This window comes from Herbaspirillum huttiense (genome assembly GCF_004367745.1).
Taxonomy (GTDB): domain Bacteria; phylum Pseudomonadota; class Gammaproteobacteria; order Burkholderiales; family Burkholderiaceae_D; genus Herbaspirillum; species Herbaspirillum huttiense.
On record NZ_CP037993.1, the window covers coordinates 2711586 to 2726990 of the forward strand.

The 15405-nt window shown below is 56.5% G+C and carries 14 protein-coding genes; 2 read left to right on the forward strand and 12 right to left on the reverse strand.

Going from position 1 to position 15405, the window contains the following annotated elements:
- Positions 1-55: 55 nt before the first annotated feature.
- The 3 genes from E2K99_RS12265 to E2K99_RS12275 all read right to left on the reverse strand — a co-directional run bounded on the left by E2K99_RS12265 (position 56) and on the right by E2K99_RS12275 (position 3341).
- On the reverse strand, positions 56-1531 hold the full coding sequence (locus E2K99_RS12265; protein ID WP_134222389.1) for a tyrosine-type recombinase/integrase: 1476 nt from the start codon (positions 1529-1531) through the stop codon (positions 56-58).
- 2 nt (positions 1532-1533) lie between these two features.
- Entirely contained in the window at positions 1534-2484 is a 951-nt protein-coding gene (locus E2K99_RS12270) for a DNA-binding protein (protein WP_134222390.1), read from the reverse strand.
- A gap of 293 nt (positions 2485-2777) precedes the next feature.
- Complete coding sequence (locus E2K99_RS12275; protein ID WP_134222391.1) at positions 2778-3341, reverse strand: DNA-binding protein; 564 nt, start codon at positions 3339-3341, stop codon at positions 2778-2780.
- A gap of 170 nt (positions 3342-3511) precedes the next feature.
- On the opposite strand from E2K99_RS12275, the gene E2K99_RS12280 reads away from it, so the two are divergent.
- Positions 3512-4507 carry a site-specific integrase gene (locus E2K99_RS12280; RefSeq protein WP_077235334.1) on the forward strand — a complete coding sequence of 332 codons (996 nt, stop codon included), beginning with the start codon at positions 3512-3514 and terminating at the stop codon, positions 4505-4507.
- Here E2K99_RS12280 and E2K99_RS12285 read toward each other — a convergent pair.
- The 6 genes from E2K99_RS12285 to E2K99_RS12310 all read right to left on the reverse strand — a co-directional run bounded on the left by E2K99_RS12285 (position 4487) and on the right by E2K99_RS12310 (position 11917).
- Positions 4487-5095, reverse strand: a complete 609-nt coding sequence (locus tag E2K99_RS12285) for a hypothetical protein (protein ID WP_050470057.1) — start codon at positions 5093-5095, stop codon at positions 4487-4489. The genes E2K99_RS12280 and E2K99_RS12285 overlap by 21 nt on opposite strands.
- A 63-nt stretch (positions 5096-5158) precedes the next feature.
- Positions 5159-6115, reverse strand: a complete 957-nt coding sequence (locus E2K99_RS12290) for a class I SAM-dependent methyltransferase (protein WP_050470055.1) — start codon at positions 6113-6115, stop codon at positions 5159-5161.
- Between the two features lie 70 nt (positions 6116-6185).
- Complete coding sequence (locus tag E2K99_RS12295; protein WP_050470053.1) at positions 6186-7427, reverse strand: TolC family protein; 1242 nt, start codon at positions 7425-7427, stop codon at positions 6186-6188.
- Entirely contained in the window at positions 7424-7726 is a 303-nt protein-coding gene (locus E2K99_RS12300; protein ID WP_050470052.1) for a DUF3240 family protein, read from the reverse strand. The genes E2K99_RS12295 and E2K99_RS12300 overlap by 4 nt, the downstream gene beginning before the upstream one ends.
- A complete protein-coding gene (locus E2K99_RS12305; RefSeq protein WP_061286720.1) occupies positions 7719-10814 on the reverse strand; it encodes an efflux RND transporter permease subunit in 3096 nt (1031 codons plus the stop codon). Before E2K99_RS12305 ends, E2K99_RS12300 begins: the two co-directional genes overlap by 8 nt.
- The gene (locus E2K99_RS12310; protein WP_050470050.1) at positions 10814-11917 is read right to left on the reverse strand and encodes an efflux RND transporter periplasmic adaptor subunit; all 1104 of its coding nucleotides are present in this window, start codon (positions 11915-11917) and stop codon (positions 10814-10816) included. The genes E2K99_RS12305 and E2K99_RS12310 overlap by 1 nt, the downstream gene beginning before the upstream one ends.
- A 324-nt stretch (positions 11918-12241) precedes the next feature.
- Here E2K99_RS12310 and E2K99_RS12315 point away from each other — a divergent pair, with 324 nt between their 5' ends.
- A complete protein-coding gene (locus E2K99_RS12315; protein WP_050470049.1) occupies positions 12242-12424 on the forward strand; it encodes a hypothetical protein in 183 nt (60 codons plus the stop codon).
- A 221-nt stretch (positions 12425-12645) separates the two neighbouring features.
- On the opposite strand, the gene E2K99_RS12320 is transcribed toward E2K99_RS12315, so the two are convergent.
- From E2K99_RS12320 to E2K99_RS12330, 3 genes are read right to left on the reverse strand one after another with little or no spacing between them, the layout of a single operon-like run.
- A complete protein-coding gene (locus E2K99_RS12320; protein WP_050470046.1) occupies positions 12646-13950 on the reverse strand; it encodes an MFS transporter in 1305 nt (434 codons plus the stop codon).
- Positions 13951-13963: 13 nt separating this feature from the next.
- Positions 13964-15061, reverse strand: a complete 1098-nt coding sequence (locus E2K99_RS12325; RefSeq protein ID WP_050470042.1) for a nickel/cobalt efflux transporter — start codon at positions 15059-15061, stop codon at positions 13964-13966.
- A gap of 9 nt (positions 15062-15070) precedes the next feature.
- Positions 15071-15340 carry a metal-sensing transcriptional repressor gene (locus E2K99_RS12330; protein ID WP_050470040.1) on the reverse strand — a complete coding sequence of 90 codons (270 nt, stop codon included), beginning with the start codon at positions 15338-15340 and terminating at the stop codon, positions 15071-15073.
- Between the last annotated feature and the right edge of the window lie 65 nt (positions 15341-15405).

The window sequence follows — 15405 nt, forward strand, 5'->3', positions numbered from 1 at the left end:
TTGCGTGGATCAGGTCTGTCAGGTTGCGGGCTGATCGTACGCCGCCAGTGGCGTATCACGTATTAAAGCTGGAGTTTACGAAAGTTCGCAGCTGAGTCAGATCTGTCTTGGAATAAGCAGCGGTGGTCTGCACGGATGCGTGACCCAACAATGCCTGCGCAACGGGCAGTGGTACCTGATGATCGACTACCAAGGCTTTGGCATAGGCGTGGCGTAACCAATGGGGCGAGGCGGCGCTCAGCAGTGAAGCTTGCATTGGATCGTCGGTCTCCAGTGTGGCAGCGACCGATGTAAAGATGGCCTTGACCTCCCTGTACAGTCCCGCTTCGCGTAGCGTTCCCCCCTTGAGCCCGTGAATCAGGGGCAGCACTTCGTGCGGGGCCGGAGCTGGCGGCAGGCCGCGTGCAGATCGATAGGAGGAAACGGGTTCGATGATAACGTTGGGTAGGGGTACAGCCCTAGGTTTGTTGCCTTTACCGTCCACATACAAGGTCCACTGGCCGTCCATGTCAACTGCTATGCGGGGCAGATTGGTATCGATTTCCCACGCGAGCTCTGCGAGCCGAATCCCGCCGTATCGATACAGTACCCAGATGGCCCGGCGGCGCAACATGGCAATATCTGGTGCCTCGACGCATTTCTTCATCCACGCGTCGCATGCGCAAAGTGCTGCGGTAGGTAAAAATCGTTTGGGTGCAAATTCATTTCTTGCCTGGAGGCCGACAACCAAGCCCGAGGCCGGGTTCGCGATCAGATAACGGGTATCAAACCAGTATTGAAAGAGGCTCGCCACAACAGCAAGTGCGCGAGCCTGGGAGCGGTCGCCGACGGCAATAACGCGCCGCTGGCCATCAGTATCAACGCTTATGCGCGGTCTACGCAGGTAATCTCTATAGCGGAGCAAATCGTTCCTGGTAAGGTCAGAAAGCGGGCCAATATCCTGGTCGCGGCACCAGCCAATAAGTCGCCGTAGGTCGGCCCCGTAGGCGCGCAGAGTGTGGCGTGATCGGCTTGCCCGATCTCGCAAGAACAGCGAAGTCGCCAGGGTATCGTTCTGGACAGCCAAGGTATTCGTGGTGGACTCGCCATTGACGAAGCGCCCACCGCGTGACAACCACGCCGACAGCGAGGCTACACGGTGGGGATCAATTATAGCGAGCCAGTTGTGCTCCTCCTCGCGGTCTGGCGTCAGCTGTGTAGCCTGTTCTTGCAGGCGGAACCGCTGCCGATGGTTACGCAGGAGGCGCTCCATCACATCTGCCGGCGCCGGTGCGCTGCTTACTTCAGCAGTACGAAGTCGACCGCTTTCCCACCATTCGACCGCTTCGGAATGATCAAGAAGCAGATTAAACAGTACCGGCTTGGCTGTTTTAGCTTCACGCAATGAGGGAAAGGCTTGTTTTACCCTGCGTAGGGTCCATCGCTCATAGCAAGGATGACCCAATGCATGCGTAAGGTAGGTCAGCGCGGCGTCTACCGTCTCTGGCACGAGGACGGGCGGCATCACGCCATGATCGAACCATCGGGCCATGCTTACTCTCCTTTGCGACGAGGTGCCGCACGCTTGCTCCCCGGCTTTTCGCTGGGCGCGACAGATCGACGGTTTGACGCTGGGGTCTTCGACAGCGTGGCGCGCATCAACTCGTCAAGCTGAGCCCGCTGGCTGGCATTGACCGCTCTTAACGCGTTGGCTTCGCCGATGGCGGTCTGTCGCTTGTCTCGTTCGGCCCCGGCGTCAGCCTCTGCGTGCGCGAGCGATTCTTCCAGCGATGCCATGCGACGCTCTGCGAATTTAAGTTGAGAGGCCAAACGACTCTGTTCCTGCTGTAGTGCTTGCCGCTGTTGCGCGGTCTCCTGCAGCAGTTGCTTGGATAATCCCTCGTACCGGTGCTGAGCTGCAGAGAGACTTTCCTGCCGCGACCGCTCAAGGGCAGCGACTTGGTCGCGTAGCGCTTGCGACATCGCTTGTGCCTGCTTTGATTGTTCTTCCAGGGAGGACATCTGAACACGGGCGACGGACAGATCGGCCCGTGCTTGCGCCAGCTCGGTGTCGCGGGCTGCCAGCAGGGTGCGCGCCGCCTCTAATTCCTCTCGGAGCATATCCACCCGCATATTGGCCTCGGCCGCAGCTGAGTTGGCTGCCGCGACGGATTGCTGCGCTTCAGCTTTGAGCTTCACCACCTCATCCAATTGCGTGGCTACCGCCGCATGCCAGAGCTGCCGCATGAGCTCGGCAATCTCGTTCGGAATGTCGGGCATGGCGATGTCCGCCAGGCCCGCTGTGACGATTTCGGATTCGACTGCATTTATCGCACGCCCCAACGTCGCTGGGTCACCGCCGCCGAGGCGATCCTTGAGCTTGCGGACGGACACAACTCGTCGGAAGCGCTCACGGGTTGCGGGACTAGCGTCGTGGGCTTCTGCGAGCATCGCCAGGATGGTAGAGCGGATCTGAGCGGGAGAGGCAATGGAGGCGCGCGGCATTGGGGCTCCAAACGAGGATATTTCAATAGTATTACATACATTTCTAACGTTATAAAAGATAAAAACGTAAGTTTTAAATTTATAAATAAGGGATAACTAATATTATCCTTTTAAAACAGACCGAGGCGTAGGTCAAATGATGGCCTGGGGCCGGTTGCGCATAGGAGTGGGCTGGGCATGAGGGGAGAAGGCGACCAGTCAGCAAGTGACTGATTTTAAAAGGAACTTGATGATCGTCGGCCGAAAAGCCGCGCCGCTACAGGGTCAGCCTACCGTCGCAAATTGCACAGGAATCAAAGAGACCCCTCAAACTGGGTGCGGGTCTGTGTCAGCTGCTGGTTCAAGGCATGAGCCTCGGCGGCGCGATCACTCAGCCGTTGCAGGAGGCCGGCATTCTCAGTTTGAGCGGACGTGAGTGTGAGAGCATTGGTTTGCAGATCCTGCTGGCATCTCACCAAGGCTTGCTGGGTCTGAGCGTGCTCTCGGACTAAGGTGGCGTGGACCTGGCGGAGTTGGGTTTCCGCGGCCAAGGCGGCGTCTCTCTGATTGCGTACGGTCGCCTGGGCCTGCTCGTATGCCTCGTTGGCCGCCTCCAACCGCCTGGCCACATCATCCTGAAGCCGCTGGTAAACACCCTTGACGGCCTCCACCAGATCGACTGGCAAGCCGGTGTCGCCGCTGGCAACTACTTCCTGATGTTCGGCCTTCCAGCGCTTGAGCATGGGGGCGATCGTGCTCTTGCTTCCCGTATCTCCGAGCGCTTCGCGAACCATGTCGATGGTGGGTGCTTTGCCAGCGGCGGCCAGTTGGGAGGCTGCCTTGGCGACTTGTGAGTAGAGGATGCCAGCACGGGCCATGGGAACTCCATTAAATAACGTATCGTATTACGATATACGTAATAATACGTTTAAATGCAATTGAAAATTTATGATGAGATCAGTTATATAACACACTATAAGAAGCGTTATGGAATGTTATAGTGCGTCATTCATCGTTTATGACGCCCCGTTGCGGTACATGAGCCAAAATGAGCGACAAATTGCCTCCCTCTGAGATTATCCCTGCCATTAGCAATGCGATGACTGCCGGTACGCTATTGCCCGCAGATGTTGAAGCGGCCCATAGGGATTTCCTCGCCGCAGCGACGTCCGAAAATACCCGGCTCACCTATCGTTCCGCCATTCGGCATTTCCTGGCCTGGGGTGGCATCCTGCCGGCTGACGAGAATGCAGTCATCCGCTACCTGCTAGCCCATGCCAGCAGCCTCAATGCGCGTACCCTGGCCTTGCGCCTGACGGCCTTGTCGCAATGGCATCTCTACCAAGGCTTTGCTGATCCTGCCGGCACCCCGACGGTCCGCAAGACCCTGAAAGGCATTGGGCGCACCCACGGACGCCCCAAAAAGCAGGCCAAGGCCCTCCCGATTGAGGATCTTGAAAAGATCATCGTGAAGTTGGATTCCGTGGATACCCTCAAGGCTAAGCGGGACAGCGCGCTGCTGCAGCTGGGCTTCTTTGGCGGCTTTCGGCGAAGTGAGCTCGCAGGATTGCAGGTTTCTGATCTTGCATGGGAGCCGGATGGCTTGATCGTGACGCTGCAGCGCTCCAAGACAGACCAACAAGGCCAGGGGATCGTCAAGGCGATTCCCTACGGTGCCGGCCCGTGCTGCCCAGCGACCGCTCTGAGAGGTTGGCTGGAGACCGCAGGAATTGGCGACGGAGCGGTATTCCGTTCCATTAACAAATGGGCGATGCTAGGCGAGCACGCCATCCACCCCGCCAGCATCAACGCGATCCTGGCTGATTGCGCAAGTATGGCGGGACTGGACTATGTACCGGATCTTTCCAGTCACAGCCTGCGCCGGGGCATGGCGACCAGCGCTTATCGCGCCGGCGCAGACTTTCGGGACATCAAGCGCCAAGGCGGCTGGCGCCATGACGGAACGGTGCAAGGCTACATCGAAGAGGCTGGCAGATTCCAAGAAAATGCCGCTGGCCACCTGCTAAGGAAGCGCACCAGCTGATTTCACCAGATCCAAGCGCGCCACACGGGCTCTGGCCTGGGCCTCAGTCTGCTCAGTAATTTCACCTCGGACCGTCGTGAAGGTTTCGCTTAGCTGGTATTGCAAATAAGTAGTAGCGTCGCCGGAAATCTCATACTCCCGGTTCGCCACCCCCGTTGTTTCAATTCGAATCCGATGCGTGCCTTGCTCAGCCACGATGCGGAAAAAGGTCATCGGGCCTAGCGTCGCCGCCAGACGGTCGTCGACGAAGACTTGCGAAACGGTGTTGCGCTGTTGTGCGTAGGGCCGCAACACGTAGATCGCCACTTTTCCAACCGGTGCTGAATTGAGTGTACGGGCCTGTGCCGCCACGACTTCCTCTTCGACCGGTACTTCAACGCAGTGGCTGGACTGCAGCAGAATGGTACAGTGGGCGACGCCCGGATGTGTATGGGCACAAGCAACCAAGATCGGAATCGCCACGAGTGCGCTGACATAGGCGGCGATCTTGCTGTGCCTGGCGTGCACCACCTTGGTGGCCTCAAGTAAATTAGACAGAATAGACATCATTAACCTCACCCATATCAATACCTTGAAGATGACGCGCATACCCCACCGAACTGGGGCACTCCGTCACACGACTTAAGCGATCTCACCGAAAATCGAAGGAATTCATTTTCTGCTTTCATTTTTCACACTTTTTATCCGAGTGAATAAGTAGACCGCAGATCCCAACTCAGGGGGGATCAGCATTTTCGCTAATTCTGCTGCCTCCACCATCTCAAAGTTCTCTTGTTCAGAATAGGCTCCCCAACTTCCACTCGCCACTTGATACTGGCTTCCGATCATGATGTAGAGCTGTACGCTGGATGTCTGAAAAATATGATGCTCAAACGGATTTTCTGCCGGGGGCCACGAACACACTACGACTTCTGGCGCATACCGCTCAAGGGCAGAGACCGCATCGCATTTCACTACGTCAGAGGGATACTTTATCCGGTGGCCCCAACTGTAATCATCGGTTGCGGTAACCTTCACTCCACATCCCTTTAAGAAGCGTGTCAGAGTTCCGTCGCCCGCACCTATTTCCAGCGTTTTTCTAGGGCCGATCAGCTTTGCAAGAGTCCTGACGAAATCGCGACTGTAAAAACAGTAAATCCCCTTAGACGATACCAACGGCATCAGAAGCTCCCGCTGGCCCAACAAGGGCCAGATCAGCCTGAATAGTCGCAAGCTGACCATCTTCCGTTCCAACCCGCGGGAGAATAGCAGCCACTGAGCAAGCCCCCCGTTCCAGAAGTTGAAGCGCACTTTTCCTCTGGCATTTCCGCTTGCCAACGACAAACTGCAGTCCTTCACGGCCAAGCAAATCATCTGATATCGAACCTGCCTGTATGTCGCCTCCCACATGGCCTTTGTTAGCACCTCTTGCCGAAAACCCTTACGATGCCGTGGCCACTCGGGCGGATTCTCTGTCAGTCGCCTCAAATCCTCGGGACTGCCTGTTGTAATCACTTCGTTCAATTGCTGCTGGGCGATTTCCCATTGTTCTGGAAACTCATTACAGAGATCCATCAGTTTGGGTCTGGTTGCCAACCAGCGGACGATATCTTGGGGCGTCTTCATCATCTATAGACGTGAACATACATATCCCGGGCCGTCTGCCAAGCATTCCATCGATCAGCCGGCGGCGCTCAGGTCAGTTCTGTTCCAGCCCCCAGATCAGATGAGAGTCAATCAATAGTTGGTAATAACTCCTGATCGCCGAAGTCTTGGCTCCCAATGCCCCTTGCTGGGCAGTGGCGGCTTGGCGTTGGGTAAGCAACAATCCTTGCAAATCGCCCTCACCCAACAAGTAGGCTCGCTGCATCAGACGCGCGTTCTCACGCATGGAGTTCGCGCTTTCCTCTGCCAGTAGCATGCCATCGTAGTTGCTTTGCACAGTGATGATCGATGAATCGATTTCGGCGCCGATCTGCCTCCGAATAGCCTCAAGTTCCTGGCGTTTGGCCTCCGCCACATGCGTCGCTTGGATAGCCCTCTCGCTGCGGGACCCACTCGGGATCGGGATGCTGATCGATACGCCGACGAGTCGCTCCCTGCCGCGCGCCTCGGATCCACTGAAGACCCCAAGAGTGGGGTCTGGCGTCCGTTCGGCTCTGCTGCGCTGTGCTTGTGCATCTGCGCTTCGCCATGCGGCCTCGGCAGCCTTAAACCGGTCACTTTGCTCGCGAATTCGGGCTTGTAAATAACCAGAATCCTGCGCCAGCGCGGAGATGTTGGGGAAATTGGAGAACTGTCCATCAAAACCTGGGAAGCGGCTATGCAGTTGTGTCCATGTCAATGAAGCACCAAGCTTGGCTTCGTTGGTCTGTCGACGCTGTTCCGCCAACTCGGACTGCGCCAGGCTCACATCGAGCTTGGCGGCATCACCGGCTTTCGCACGCTTCTGTACGGCAGAAAGATTTTCTACCGCAAACTGCTGCATGCTCTTGCTGAGTTCATAGTTGGCATTGGCCTGCAACCAGGCCATCCATAACTCCAGTAGATCGCGCGCAGCCTCGTGCATGGCTTCGCCGTAGCGCGCCTCGGCTTCATCCACCGTCGCCTGACCAAGTTTGCGGTCTGCCGACGCCTTGGCGGGCAGGCGGATCGTGCGCTCCAGAGCGACGTTCCACTCATTCGAGTTCGCTTCGTTTTCGACACGACGGCGCTGGCCGGTAGCGCGCGCCGTCCATTCATAGGGCGATGCGTCAAGAATATTGGATTCTCGACGTGCCGCATCCAGCGTGGCCCGCGCAGCAGCAACGGAGGGATCCTGTTCCAACAGGGGGCGCGCAACCAGCGCCGGGATCGGACCGTCCGGTATGCCGGGGGAGCTTTGGGCTTGCGCGAACAACGGCAGAAAGAGCGCTGTCAGTAAAGTGCTACGAAGATTCATGCAAATTCTCCTTGTTCGAACACGGCCGTCACCCAGTAGCGCAGCCCCGAACGAGCAAATGTGTTTTTCAGACCGGAGAGCAACTTATCTTTGGCTTGCTCAGTGCAGAGGATTTGAACTTGCGTCATGACCGCACGCCCCAGAACTTGTTCGGACGCGGACAGGCGTTCCCGCTCAACCCCGTGTGCTGCCACGGTTACGCTGGTAAACACAGCGACGTCAGGCGCGACGAGCAATGAATCCAGCAATTGCTCTTCAAGATTGCGTGGACATAAGATAGTGATGATGGAATCAGACATGCTTGATCTCCTGGCTGGGTTCTTTGTCGGCGCCAGCGAACTTAAGATAGAGGATAGGCAATAGCATCAGGGTCAATGCGGTTGCAGTAATTAGGCCACCAATGACCACGATGGCCAGCGGGCGCTGGATCTCGGATCCGGGACCGCTTGCGAACAGCAGCGGAATCAGGCCAAACGCCGTGATGGACGCGGTCATCATCACAGGCCGCAAACGTCGCTTGGCACCGGTGACTACGACTTCGCGCAACGGCATTCCCTCATGTCGCAGCTGATTGAAATAGCCCACGAGAACGACACCGTTGAGCACCGTAATCCCGAGTAAGGCGATGAAGCCCACCGAAGCAGGAACAGACAGGTACTCACCGGTCAGCCACAAGGCCACGATGCCACCCACAAGCGCGAACGGAATGATGCTGAGAATAAGCAGTGCCTGCCTGATCGACCCGAAAGTGGCAAACAGCAGTACGAAGATCAATCCCAGCGAAATGGGCACTACTACGCCCAAACGGGCCGCAGCACGTTGCTGGTTTTCAAACTGCCCACCCCAGCTCATACGATAGCCGGTTGGCAATTTCAGCTTCTGCGCCACTTTGGCTTGCGCTTCTTGCACGAAGCCCACCAGGTCGCGGCCGCTGACGTTGGCGATAACAACACTGTAGCGGCTACCCATCTCCCGGTCGATTTTGACTGGTCCAGCCGCGCGCTCCAGAGTCGCAATACTGGACAGAGGAACCGTCATACCATCTTTTCCAGTGATACGAACTGCCGAAAACTCGGCAGGTGACAGCCGAATCGATTCAGAAGCACGTAACAGGATGGGGGTACGACGGTTGCCTTCGATCACCGTGCCTGTCTGCTGGCCCTCGATCTGCACCCGCAGCGCATCCTGGACGTCTTCCACCGAGAGGCCCAAGCGGCCTGCCTGCATACGGTCGACGATCACCCGCATGTATTGCACCCCATCGTTTTGAACCGTATATACGTCCTGATTGCCGGAGATGGTCTTGAGCACTTGTTCAACCTGGGTCGCGTATGAGTTGAGCTGTTCAAGGTCGGGGCCGAATATTTTGACCGCAATGTCGCCCCGTACGCCAATGATCATCTCGGAGACGCGCATTTCGATAGGCTGGGTAAAACTGTAAGAGATGCCAGGCAGGGTATCCAGGACCTTGCGAATTTCTGCCAGCAACTCGTCCTTTGTCTTCATGCGCCACTCACTCTGCGGCTTAAGCAGCAGATAAGTGTCGGTCTGATTAAGACCCATTGGATCCAAGCCAATCTCATCGGAACCGGCGCGCGCCACCACTCCCGTCACCTCCGGGATCTCTTTCATCAGTGCCTGATGAATCTTCAAGTCAATTGCTGCGCTTTCCTCCAGGCTCACGGAGGGGAGTTTTTCAATGCCGACAATCAAGCTCCCCTCATCCATGGTCGGCATGAATGTCTTGCCTACCTGCGTGTAGAGCACGCCAGCCAGCGCCAACATCAGGACTGCGCCAATCGATACCACCCGCTGATGTCTAAGTACCCATTCAAGCAAAGGGGAATATGCTTGCAGCAGCTTACGCGGCAGCCAAGGTTCTTCATGGCTGACATTCTTGATGAGATAAGATGCGATGACGGGAATGACGGTGAAGGAAAGCAGCAGGGAGCCGGCCAACGCGAAAACGATAGCCATTGCCACCGGCGCGAAAAACTTGCCCTCCAGATCCTGCAAAGTCAGCAACGGCAAAAATACGGTGATGATGATCAGGATTCCAGATGTCACGGGCACTGCAACTTCCTTTACGGCCCGATATACGATATGCAATCTGGGAAGTTTTCCGTCACTCTTGTCGTCGGCCAGCCGCTGCACGATGTTTTCAGTTACCACCACTGCTGCATCCACCAGCATACCGATCGCAATCGTCAGCCCTCCCAGGCTCATAAGGTTGGCCGACATGTCAAAGCTGCGCATGAGGATGAATGTGATAAGAGCCGCGAGCGGTAGTACTAAAGCGACGGTTACTGCTGCCCGCACGTTGCCGAGGAACAGTCCGAGCAGTACCAGAACCAAAATGGTCGCTTCCAGCAGTGCACGAGAAACCGCACCTACCGCCTTATCAACCAACGAGGCCCGATCATAAAAGACATCGAGCGTTACCCCTTTGGGTAAAGTCGACTGGATCTCTTCAAGCTTCTTTTTGACTCCTTCGACTACCTTTTGTGCATTGGCGCCGGCCAACCCCAATACCAGCCCTTGCACCGCCTCGCCTTGTCCGCTCTTGGTGACCACACCATTGCGTGTCATCGTTCCGACACGAACTTCGGCCAATGAACCGACACGCACGGGCGAGCGGTCCTTAACGGTGACGACAACGGAACGCAGGTCATCCAGATTCTGGATACTGCCTTCGGTTCGGACCAGGAGAACCTCGCCACCTTCAGACAGGCGTCCGGCACCATCATTCATGTTATTACTGCGCAATGCATCTTTCAGTTGCGCCATCGTGATACCGGCGCTGGCAAGTTTGAGTGGATCGGGGATGATCTCGAACGAACGGACCATTCCACCCAATGAATTTACATCCGCTACGCCTGGGACCGTACGCAACGCGGGACGAATTACCCAATCGAGCAAACTGCGCTTGTCCGCCAGACTCATTCCATCCGCTTCGATGGTGAACATAAACATTTCACCTAATGGTGTTGTCACGGGGGCCATGCCGCCGCTGATTCCCTGAGGAAGCAACTCTGCGATCCCGGCAAGGCGCTCGTTAACCTGCTGGCGTGCCCAATAGCGGTCGGTTCCATCTTCGAAGTCGATCGTGACATCGACCAGTCCGTACTTGGTCACCGAGCGCAGGATCTTGGTCTTGGGAATGCCAAGCATTTCCACCTCGATCGGTACTGCAATACGGCTCTCGACCTCTTCGGGGGTCATGCCGGGCGCTTTCATGATTACCTTGACCTGCGTACTGGATACATCGGGGAATGCATCGATCGGCAGTTGGGTGAACGCAAACCATCCGGCTCCGGCAAGCATAAGTGCCCCTAGCAACACGAACAGTCGCTGGGATAGGGAGAACTGGATAAGTCGGGCGAGCATTATTTCCCTCCCTTGTCATCCAACCACGCGCCTTTCAGGGCAACGATGCCGCTAGTGGCAATTTTTTCATTGGGTTGCAGCGCGCCCAGGATACGCAGACGCTGAGCTGCGCTAGCTTGCACCTTAACCGGACGGGCGTCGAATCCTTTTGCCGTGCGCACGAAGACAACCGCATAATCCCCGTCGTACGCGATGGCGGATAGCGGAACATCCCAGCTACCGGGTGTTTTCTCAGGCATCAGCTCCATGGTCACGAATTGGCCGGGCAGCAGCGCTCCCTGGCCGCCCTCCAGAGAGGCGCGCAAGGTCACGCTCTGGCTGCCCGCGGCCACGCTGGTGCCAACGCTAAGGAGTTTGCCCTTGACATTGATGCCTTTGACCTTCACCGGCGTCCCGGCACGCCAAGTGGCTGCATCCGAAGCAGAAACATGGATATCTGCTGTCAATACGTCAGCCTGTGTCAGGCGCATCAGCGGCGTACTGGCATCAACACGCTGCCCAAGTTTGACCTCGATATCAGTCACGATACCGCCCTTGGCGGCGCGTAGAATGAAACCATCCTCGACCGTGCCGGCGGTGCCCAGCCTGTCCATAAAACCTGCCATACGGAGAGCTGCTTTGACCTGGAACAGGGCCGCCTCACTCTCCTGCAGCGCGGCTTGCGACTCCTGCACCCGGCGCTGGGCAATGATGCCTTCATCAAAGAGCGCCTTCTCTCGCTGAGCATTTTGCGCGGCCAGGCTGTACTTTGCATTCGCTGTCATCAACTGCATCTGCAACTGACTAAAGTCCGGACTCACGACGCGCAGTAGCGGCGCACCTTGCTTCACGGTCTCGTTATGACGTACAAGAATCTGCGATACCATGCCGGCCAGCGGAGAACTAATGATTTGCTCGCGATCAGGCGGCACGGTGATTTGGGCGGGATACTGTACTGCCAGCGCTTCGGATTGCTGATCGAGCCGCACGAGCTGAATACCCAGTGCCTTAATCTGTTGATCGGTGATGGAGAATGATTTTGGCCTGTCGGCTGCATGGGCCGACAATGCTTGGAAGATGAGAATGGCAAGAGCAAGTCGCCCGACGAAAGCAGGTGTTTTCATATGGATGTCCTGATCTCCATCCGTCCGGGCAACACAAGGCAGCCCAGAGGCAGACGGATTAGTTCACTGCGAGAAATGTTGAGACGCGATGCAGCGATGGCCGAGCTGACGAAGACAGCCCCCGAACGGCGGGTCACTCCAAGTCGCCAGGATTACTGACGCAAAAAAATGGCGAAGGAATTAGATCGACGAACGTCGAGGGGGCCGGAATGGCGCAGGAAATACCGACTCCGGAACACGGGAAGCCAGTAAGGAAAAGATCAGGATGGTAGCTAACGCCCATACCTGCAGTGTCGCAGACATGGAGGCAGGAAGGGGCTGCCCGTGATCCGCAGCATGCAGCAATTGATGTTCTGCGCCGGTGAGAATGCCATGATCATCTTCGTCGGCATGCTGATCCATCAAGGAAACAAGTTTCCCATTCAGGGTGTGATCCAGATCATGATGAAGCCATTGCGTGCGCAAGTGCGCAATGCCAATGTTCGCAATAAAAATCGCGAGCATTAGTAAAGCAACACGTCGGCAGATGGTTCTTTTCATAAAATTGGATAAAGCACATTTTAAGTGCTGAATATTTCAAATTATCCGTTAAGGCCTGCTAGTTCTCAACCGTTATCAGGGGTAGAAAACATCCTTAATTTAATCCATTAGGATGTATTGCAACAAAAAATACAGGCTGAAGCATAGCACCAGCACAATGGTGATATAAGCGATTATCTTGAGCCATGTCATGGATGAGGCCAGTCACGATGATAGTCATCGATGACGTAATGGTGGCAATGACGCTTTCCGCCCCCAGCGAGATGCACATGCTCTTCATCTAAATCTGCATGCTCGTGCTCTATTTGCTCAGGATCAACAGCGGGCCATAGTTTTGCAGCGGCAATTACAGCCACTAGGGCAATCAAACCAAGGACGACAAATGTTAGCGACAAGCCGATACGCGCTCCGAGCCAGCCCGCAACCGGATAAGTAACTAGCCAGCAAGCGTGCGACAGTGCGAATTGCGCGGCAAACAGAGACGGCCGATCTTCCGCTGACGAGGATCGACGTAACAGTCGCCCGGACGGTGTCTGCGTCAAGGAGTAACCGATACCCAGCAACCCCCACAGTACTAGCATCCAATGATACGAGTCTACTGTACTACCCGCGAATAGGCCGATTATCAGTACCGAAGCACCGGATAACATCGCAGTACGATCAGAAATGCTTTTTAGGAGGCCCGGCAAGATAAAAGCGGCCGCCATCGAGCCTCCACCAAAAGCGGCGAGAGCCCAAGCAGTTTGCGTCTGCGTCAACCCGAACCTGGCCTGGACGTACACCACGGTGTTGACAATCACCATCGCGCTCGCCGCAGCAACAGCTAGATTGAGTGCCAGAAGGCCACGCAATCGGGGCGTAGCCAGGTAAGTCCGGAGGCCCTTGGTCGTGCGATCGTAGATGCCGCGGGGTGGTGATAGCTTTGCTTTTGGCAACACGACGGAGACCACTAGCAAAGCGGATCCGATGAATCCGATTGAAGTTCCCGCAAACAACATGTGAAAACTGATCACGCTCACTAGTGCAGCCGCTAGCATCGGACTGACGACACTTTCCAAGTCATAGGCCAGGCGCGACAGTGACAAGGCCTTGGTGTATTCGTCCTCCTCCGGCAACACATCAGGAATGGTGGCCTGGAAAGTCGGAGTGAAGGCAGCCGATGCCGACTGGAGCACAAAGATCAGGATGTATATCTGCCAAATCTGTGTAACGAATGGCAGCGAAATGGCCACAGCGGCGCGAATGAGATCAAGGGTCACCAAGGTAGTGCGTCGCGGCAGGCGTTCGGAAAACGCGGACGCGATCGGCGCCACGCCAATGTAGGCGATCATCTTGATCGCCAATGCAGTCCCGAGTACCGTGCCGGCTTTATCTCCTGCGAGGTCAAAAGCCAACAAGCCCAACGCAACTGTGGCAAGTCCCGTACCCACCAGCGCAATCACTTGCGCCAAGAATAAGTGGCGGTAACTGCGGTTTCGAAATACGGAAAACATGGTATTTCCTTCTTTAAGCCGGCAGTGCAATCCAGCCGTGATAGAACACATACAAGCCCACCATAATAATGACTGCGCTGGAGAAGTAAGGCGCCTTGCGGGCAAATGTACCGAAACCCGACCAGCGCTTGCTGACATGACGGATGCTCAGGGCTGCCACGATACCCGAGGCCACCATGGTCAGCGCCAGACCGATACTGAAGCACAGCACCAGGCCTGCGCCCAAGGAAACCTTCTTCAGCTGTAGGCACAGCAGCAGCACGGTAATAGCCGCCGGACACGGGATCAGGCCGCCGGTCAGGCCGAACATGACGATCTGGCCGGTGCTGATGTCCCTATTAGCGAACCGCCGCTTGATGTCGTTCGCGTGGGCTTGCTCGTGAGCATCCTGGTACGTCCCATCCGATACGTCCAGTCCATCATCGCCATGATCGTGGTGGTGATGCTCTTCATATTGGACGTCATAAATGTGGAAGTGACCGCCGTGCGACAGAAACACTTGTGCTTTGAACTCATGCGGCTCGGGAATCTCATCGATCGACTCCAGAAATGCTCCCTTGTCGACAAACTTGAAGGTCTGTTCGGTGCCATCTGGGCGAGTTGTGTGAATCTCGACGCCAGCGGCTGGCCAGCGATGCATGCCGTGCTCGGTCGATAACCGGAAGCGCGGCGGCACATTCTCTTCGAAGATATCGACACGCAGCATGCCATGGCCGGTATTGATCCACTTGGTCTCGTCGTGATGATGGCCATGCACCTCTTCACGTGCCTGCTGCCAAGTTCGGTACGCCATCCAAAGCGCCACGCCGATGATCAGTACGCCGGAGGCGACCTGGAAGTAAGGCTCCGACGATTCCGCGCTCCACTGACTGCCGAAGTACATGCCGGCTAAGGCGACCAGCCACACCACGGCCGTATGCGACAGCGTGGCAGAGATGCCCAACAGCACCGCCTGCGAGACGGTGCCGCGAATGGCCACAATGAAAGCAGCCATCATGGTTTTGGAGTGCCCTGGTTCCAGGCCGTGCAGCGCGCCCAGGAGAATAGCGCTGGGGATGAACAGCCAGATGTTGCCGGCGCCTTGCTGGAGCAGGCCTGCGATATCGATCATGGAGGTGCCTCAGAGGTATTTGGTGATTTCTTTGAATTCGCGTACCGCCTCGGCGGCGTCCTGGCCGTCTGACTGCATGGCGTGATCCAGGCAATGGCTGATGTGGTCGTGGATCAGAGTGCGCTTGGCATTGCCGACAGCGCTTTCGACGGCCTGCAACTGCTGGGCGACATCCAGGCAACTGCGTCCTGTTTCCATCATGGCAATAATGCTGCGCAGATGGCCTTCGGCCCGCTTCAGGCGTTTGATGATGTCGGAATGGGAGGCGTGGGTGCTCATCGCATATTTATCCTATCGGGGGGGATAGGATATCACGATTGCTAATCAGCACGATAGCAATGCCC

Coding starts and splice junctions, on each gene's coding strand:
- E2K99_RS12265 (WP_134222389.1), bottom strand. CDS start 1,531: ATGGCCCGATGGTTCGATCATGGCGTGATGCCGCCCGTCCTCGTGCCA.
- E2K99_RS12270 (WP_134222390.1), bottom strand. CDS start 2,484: ATGCCGCGCGCCTCCATTGCCTCTCCCGCTCAGATCCGCTCTACCATC.
- E2K99_RS12275 (WP_134222391.1), bottom strand. CDS start 3,341: ATGGCCCGTGCTGGCATCCTCTACTCACAAGTCGCCAAGGCAGCCTCC.
- E2K99_RS12280 (WP_077235334.1), top strand. CDS start 3,512: ATGAGCGACAAATTGCCTCCCTCTGAGATTATCCCTGCCATTAGCAAT.
- E2K99_RS12285 (WP_050470057.1), bottom strand. CDS start 5,095: ATGCGCGTCATCTTCAAGGTATTGATATGGGTGAGGTTAATGATGTCT.
- E2K99_RS12290 (WP_050470055.1), bottom strand. CDS start 6,115: ATGATGAAGACGCCCCAAGATATCGTCCGCTGGTTGGCAACCAGACCC.
- E2K99_RS12295 (WP_050470053.1), bottom strand. CDS start 7,427: ATGAATCTTCGTAGCACTTTACTGACAGCGCTCTTTCTGCCGTTGTTC.
- E2K99_RS12300 (WP_050470052.1), bottom strand. CDS start 7,726: ATGTCTGATTCCATCATCACTATCTTATGTCCACGCAATCTTGAAGAG.
- E2K99_RS12305 (WP_061286720.1), bottom strand. CDS start 10,814: ATGCTCGCCCGACTTATCCAGTTCTCCCTATCCCAGCGACTGTTCGTG.
- E2K99_RS12310 (WP_050470050.1), bottom strand. CDS start 11,917: ATGAAAACACCTGCTTTCGTCGGGCGACTTGCTCTTGCCATTCTCATC.
- E2K99_RS12320 (WP_050470046.1), bottom strand. CDS start 13,950: ATGTTTTCCGTATTTCGAAACCGCAGTTACCGCCACTTATTCTTGGCG.
- E2K99_RS12325 (WP_050470042.1), bottom strand. CDS start 15,061: ATGATCGATATCGCAGGCCTGCTCCAGCAAGGCGCCGGCAACATCTGG.
- E2K99_RS12330 (WP_050470040.1), bottom strand. CDS start 15,340: ATGAGCACCCACGCCTCCCATTCCGACATCATCAAACGCCTGAAGCGG.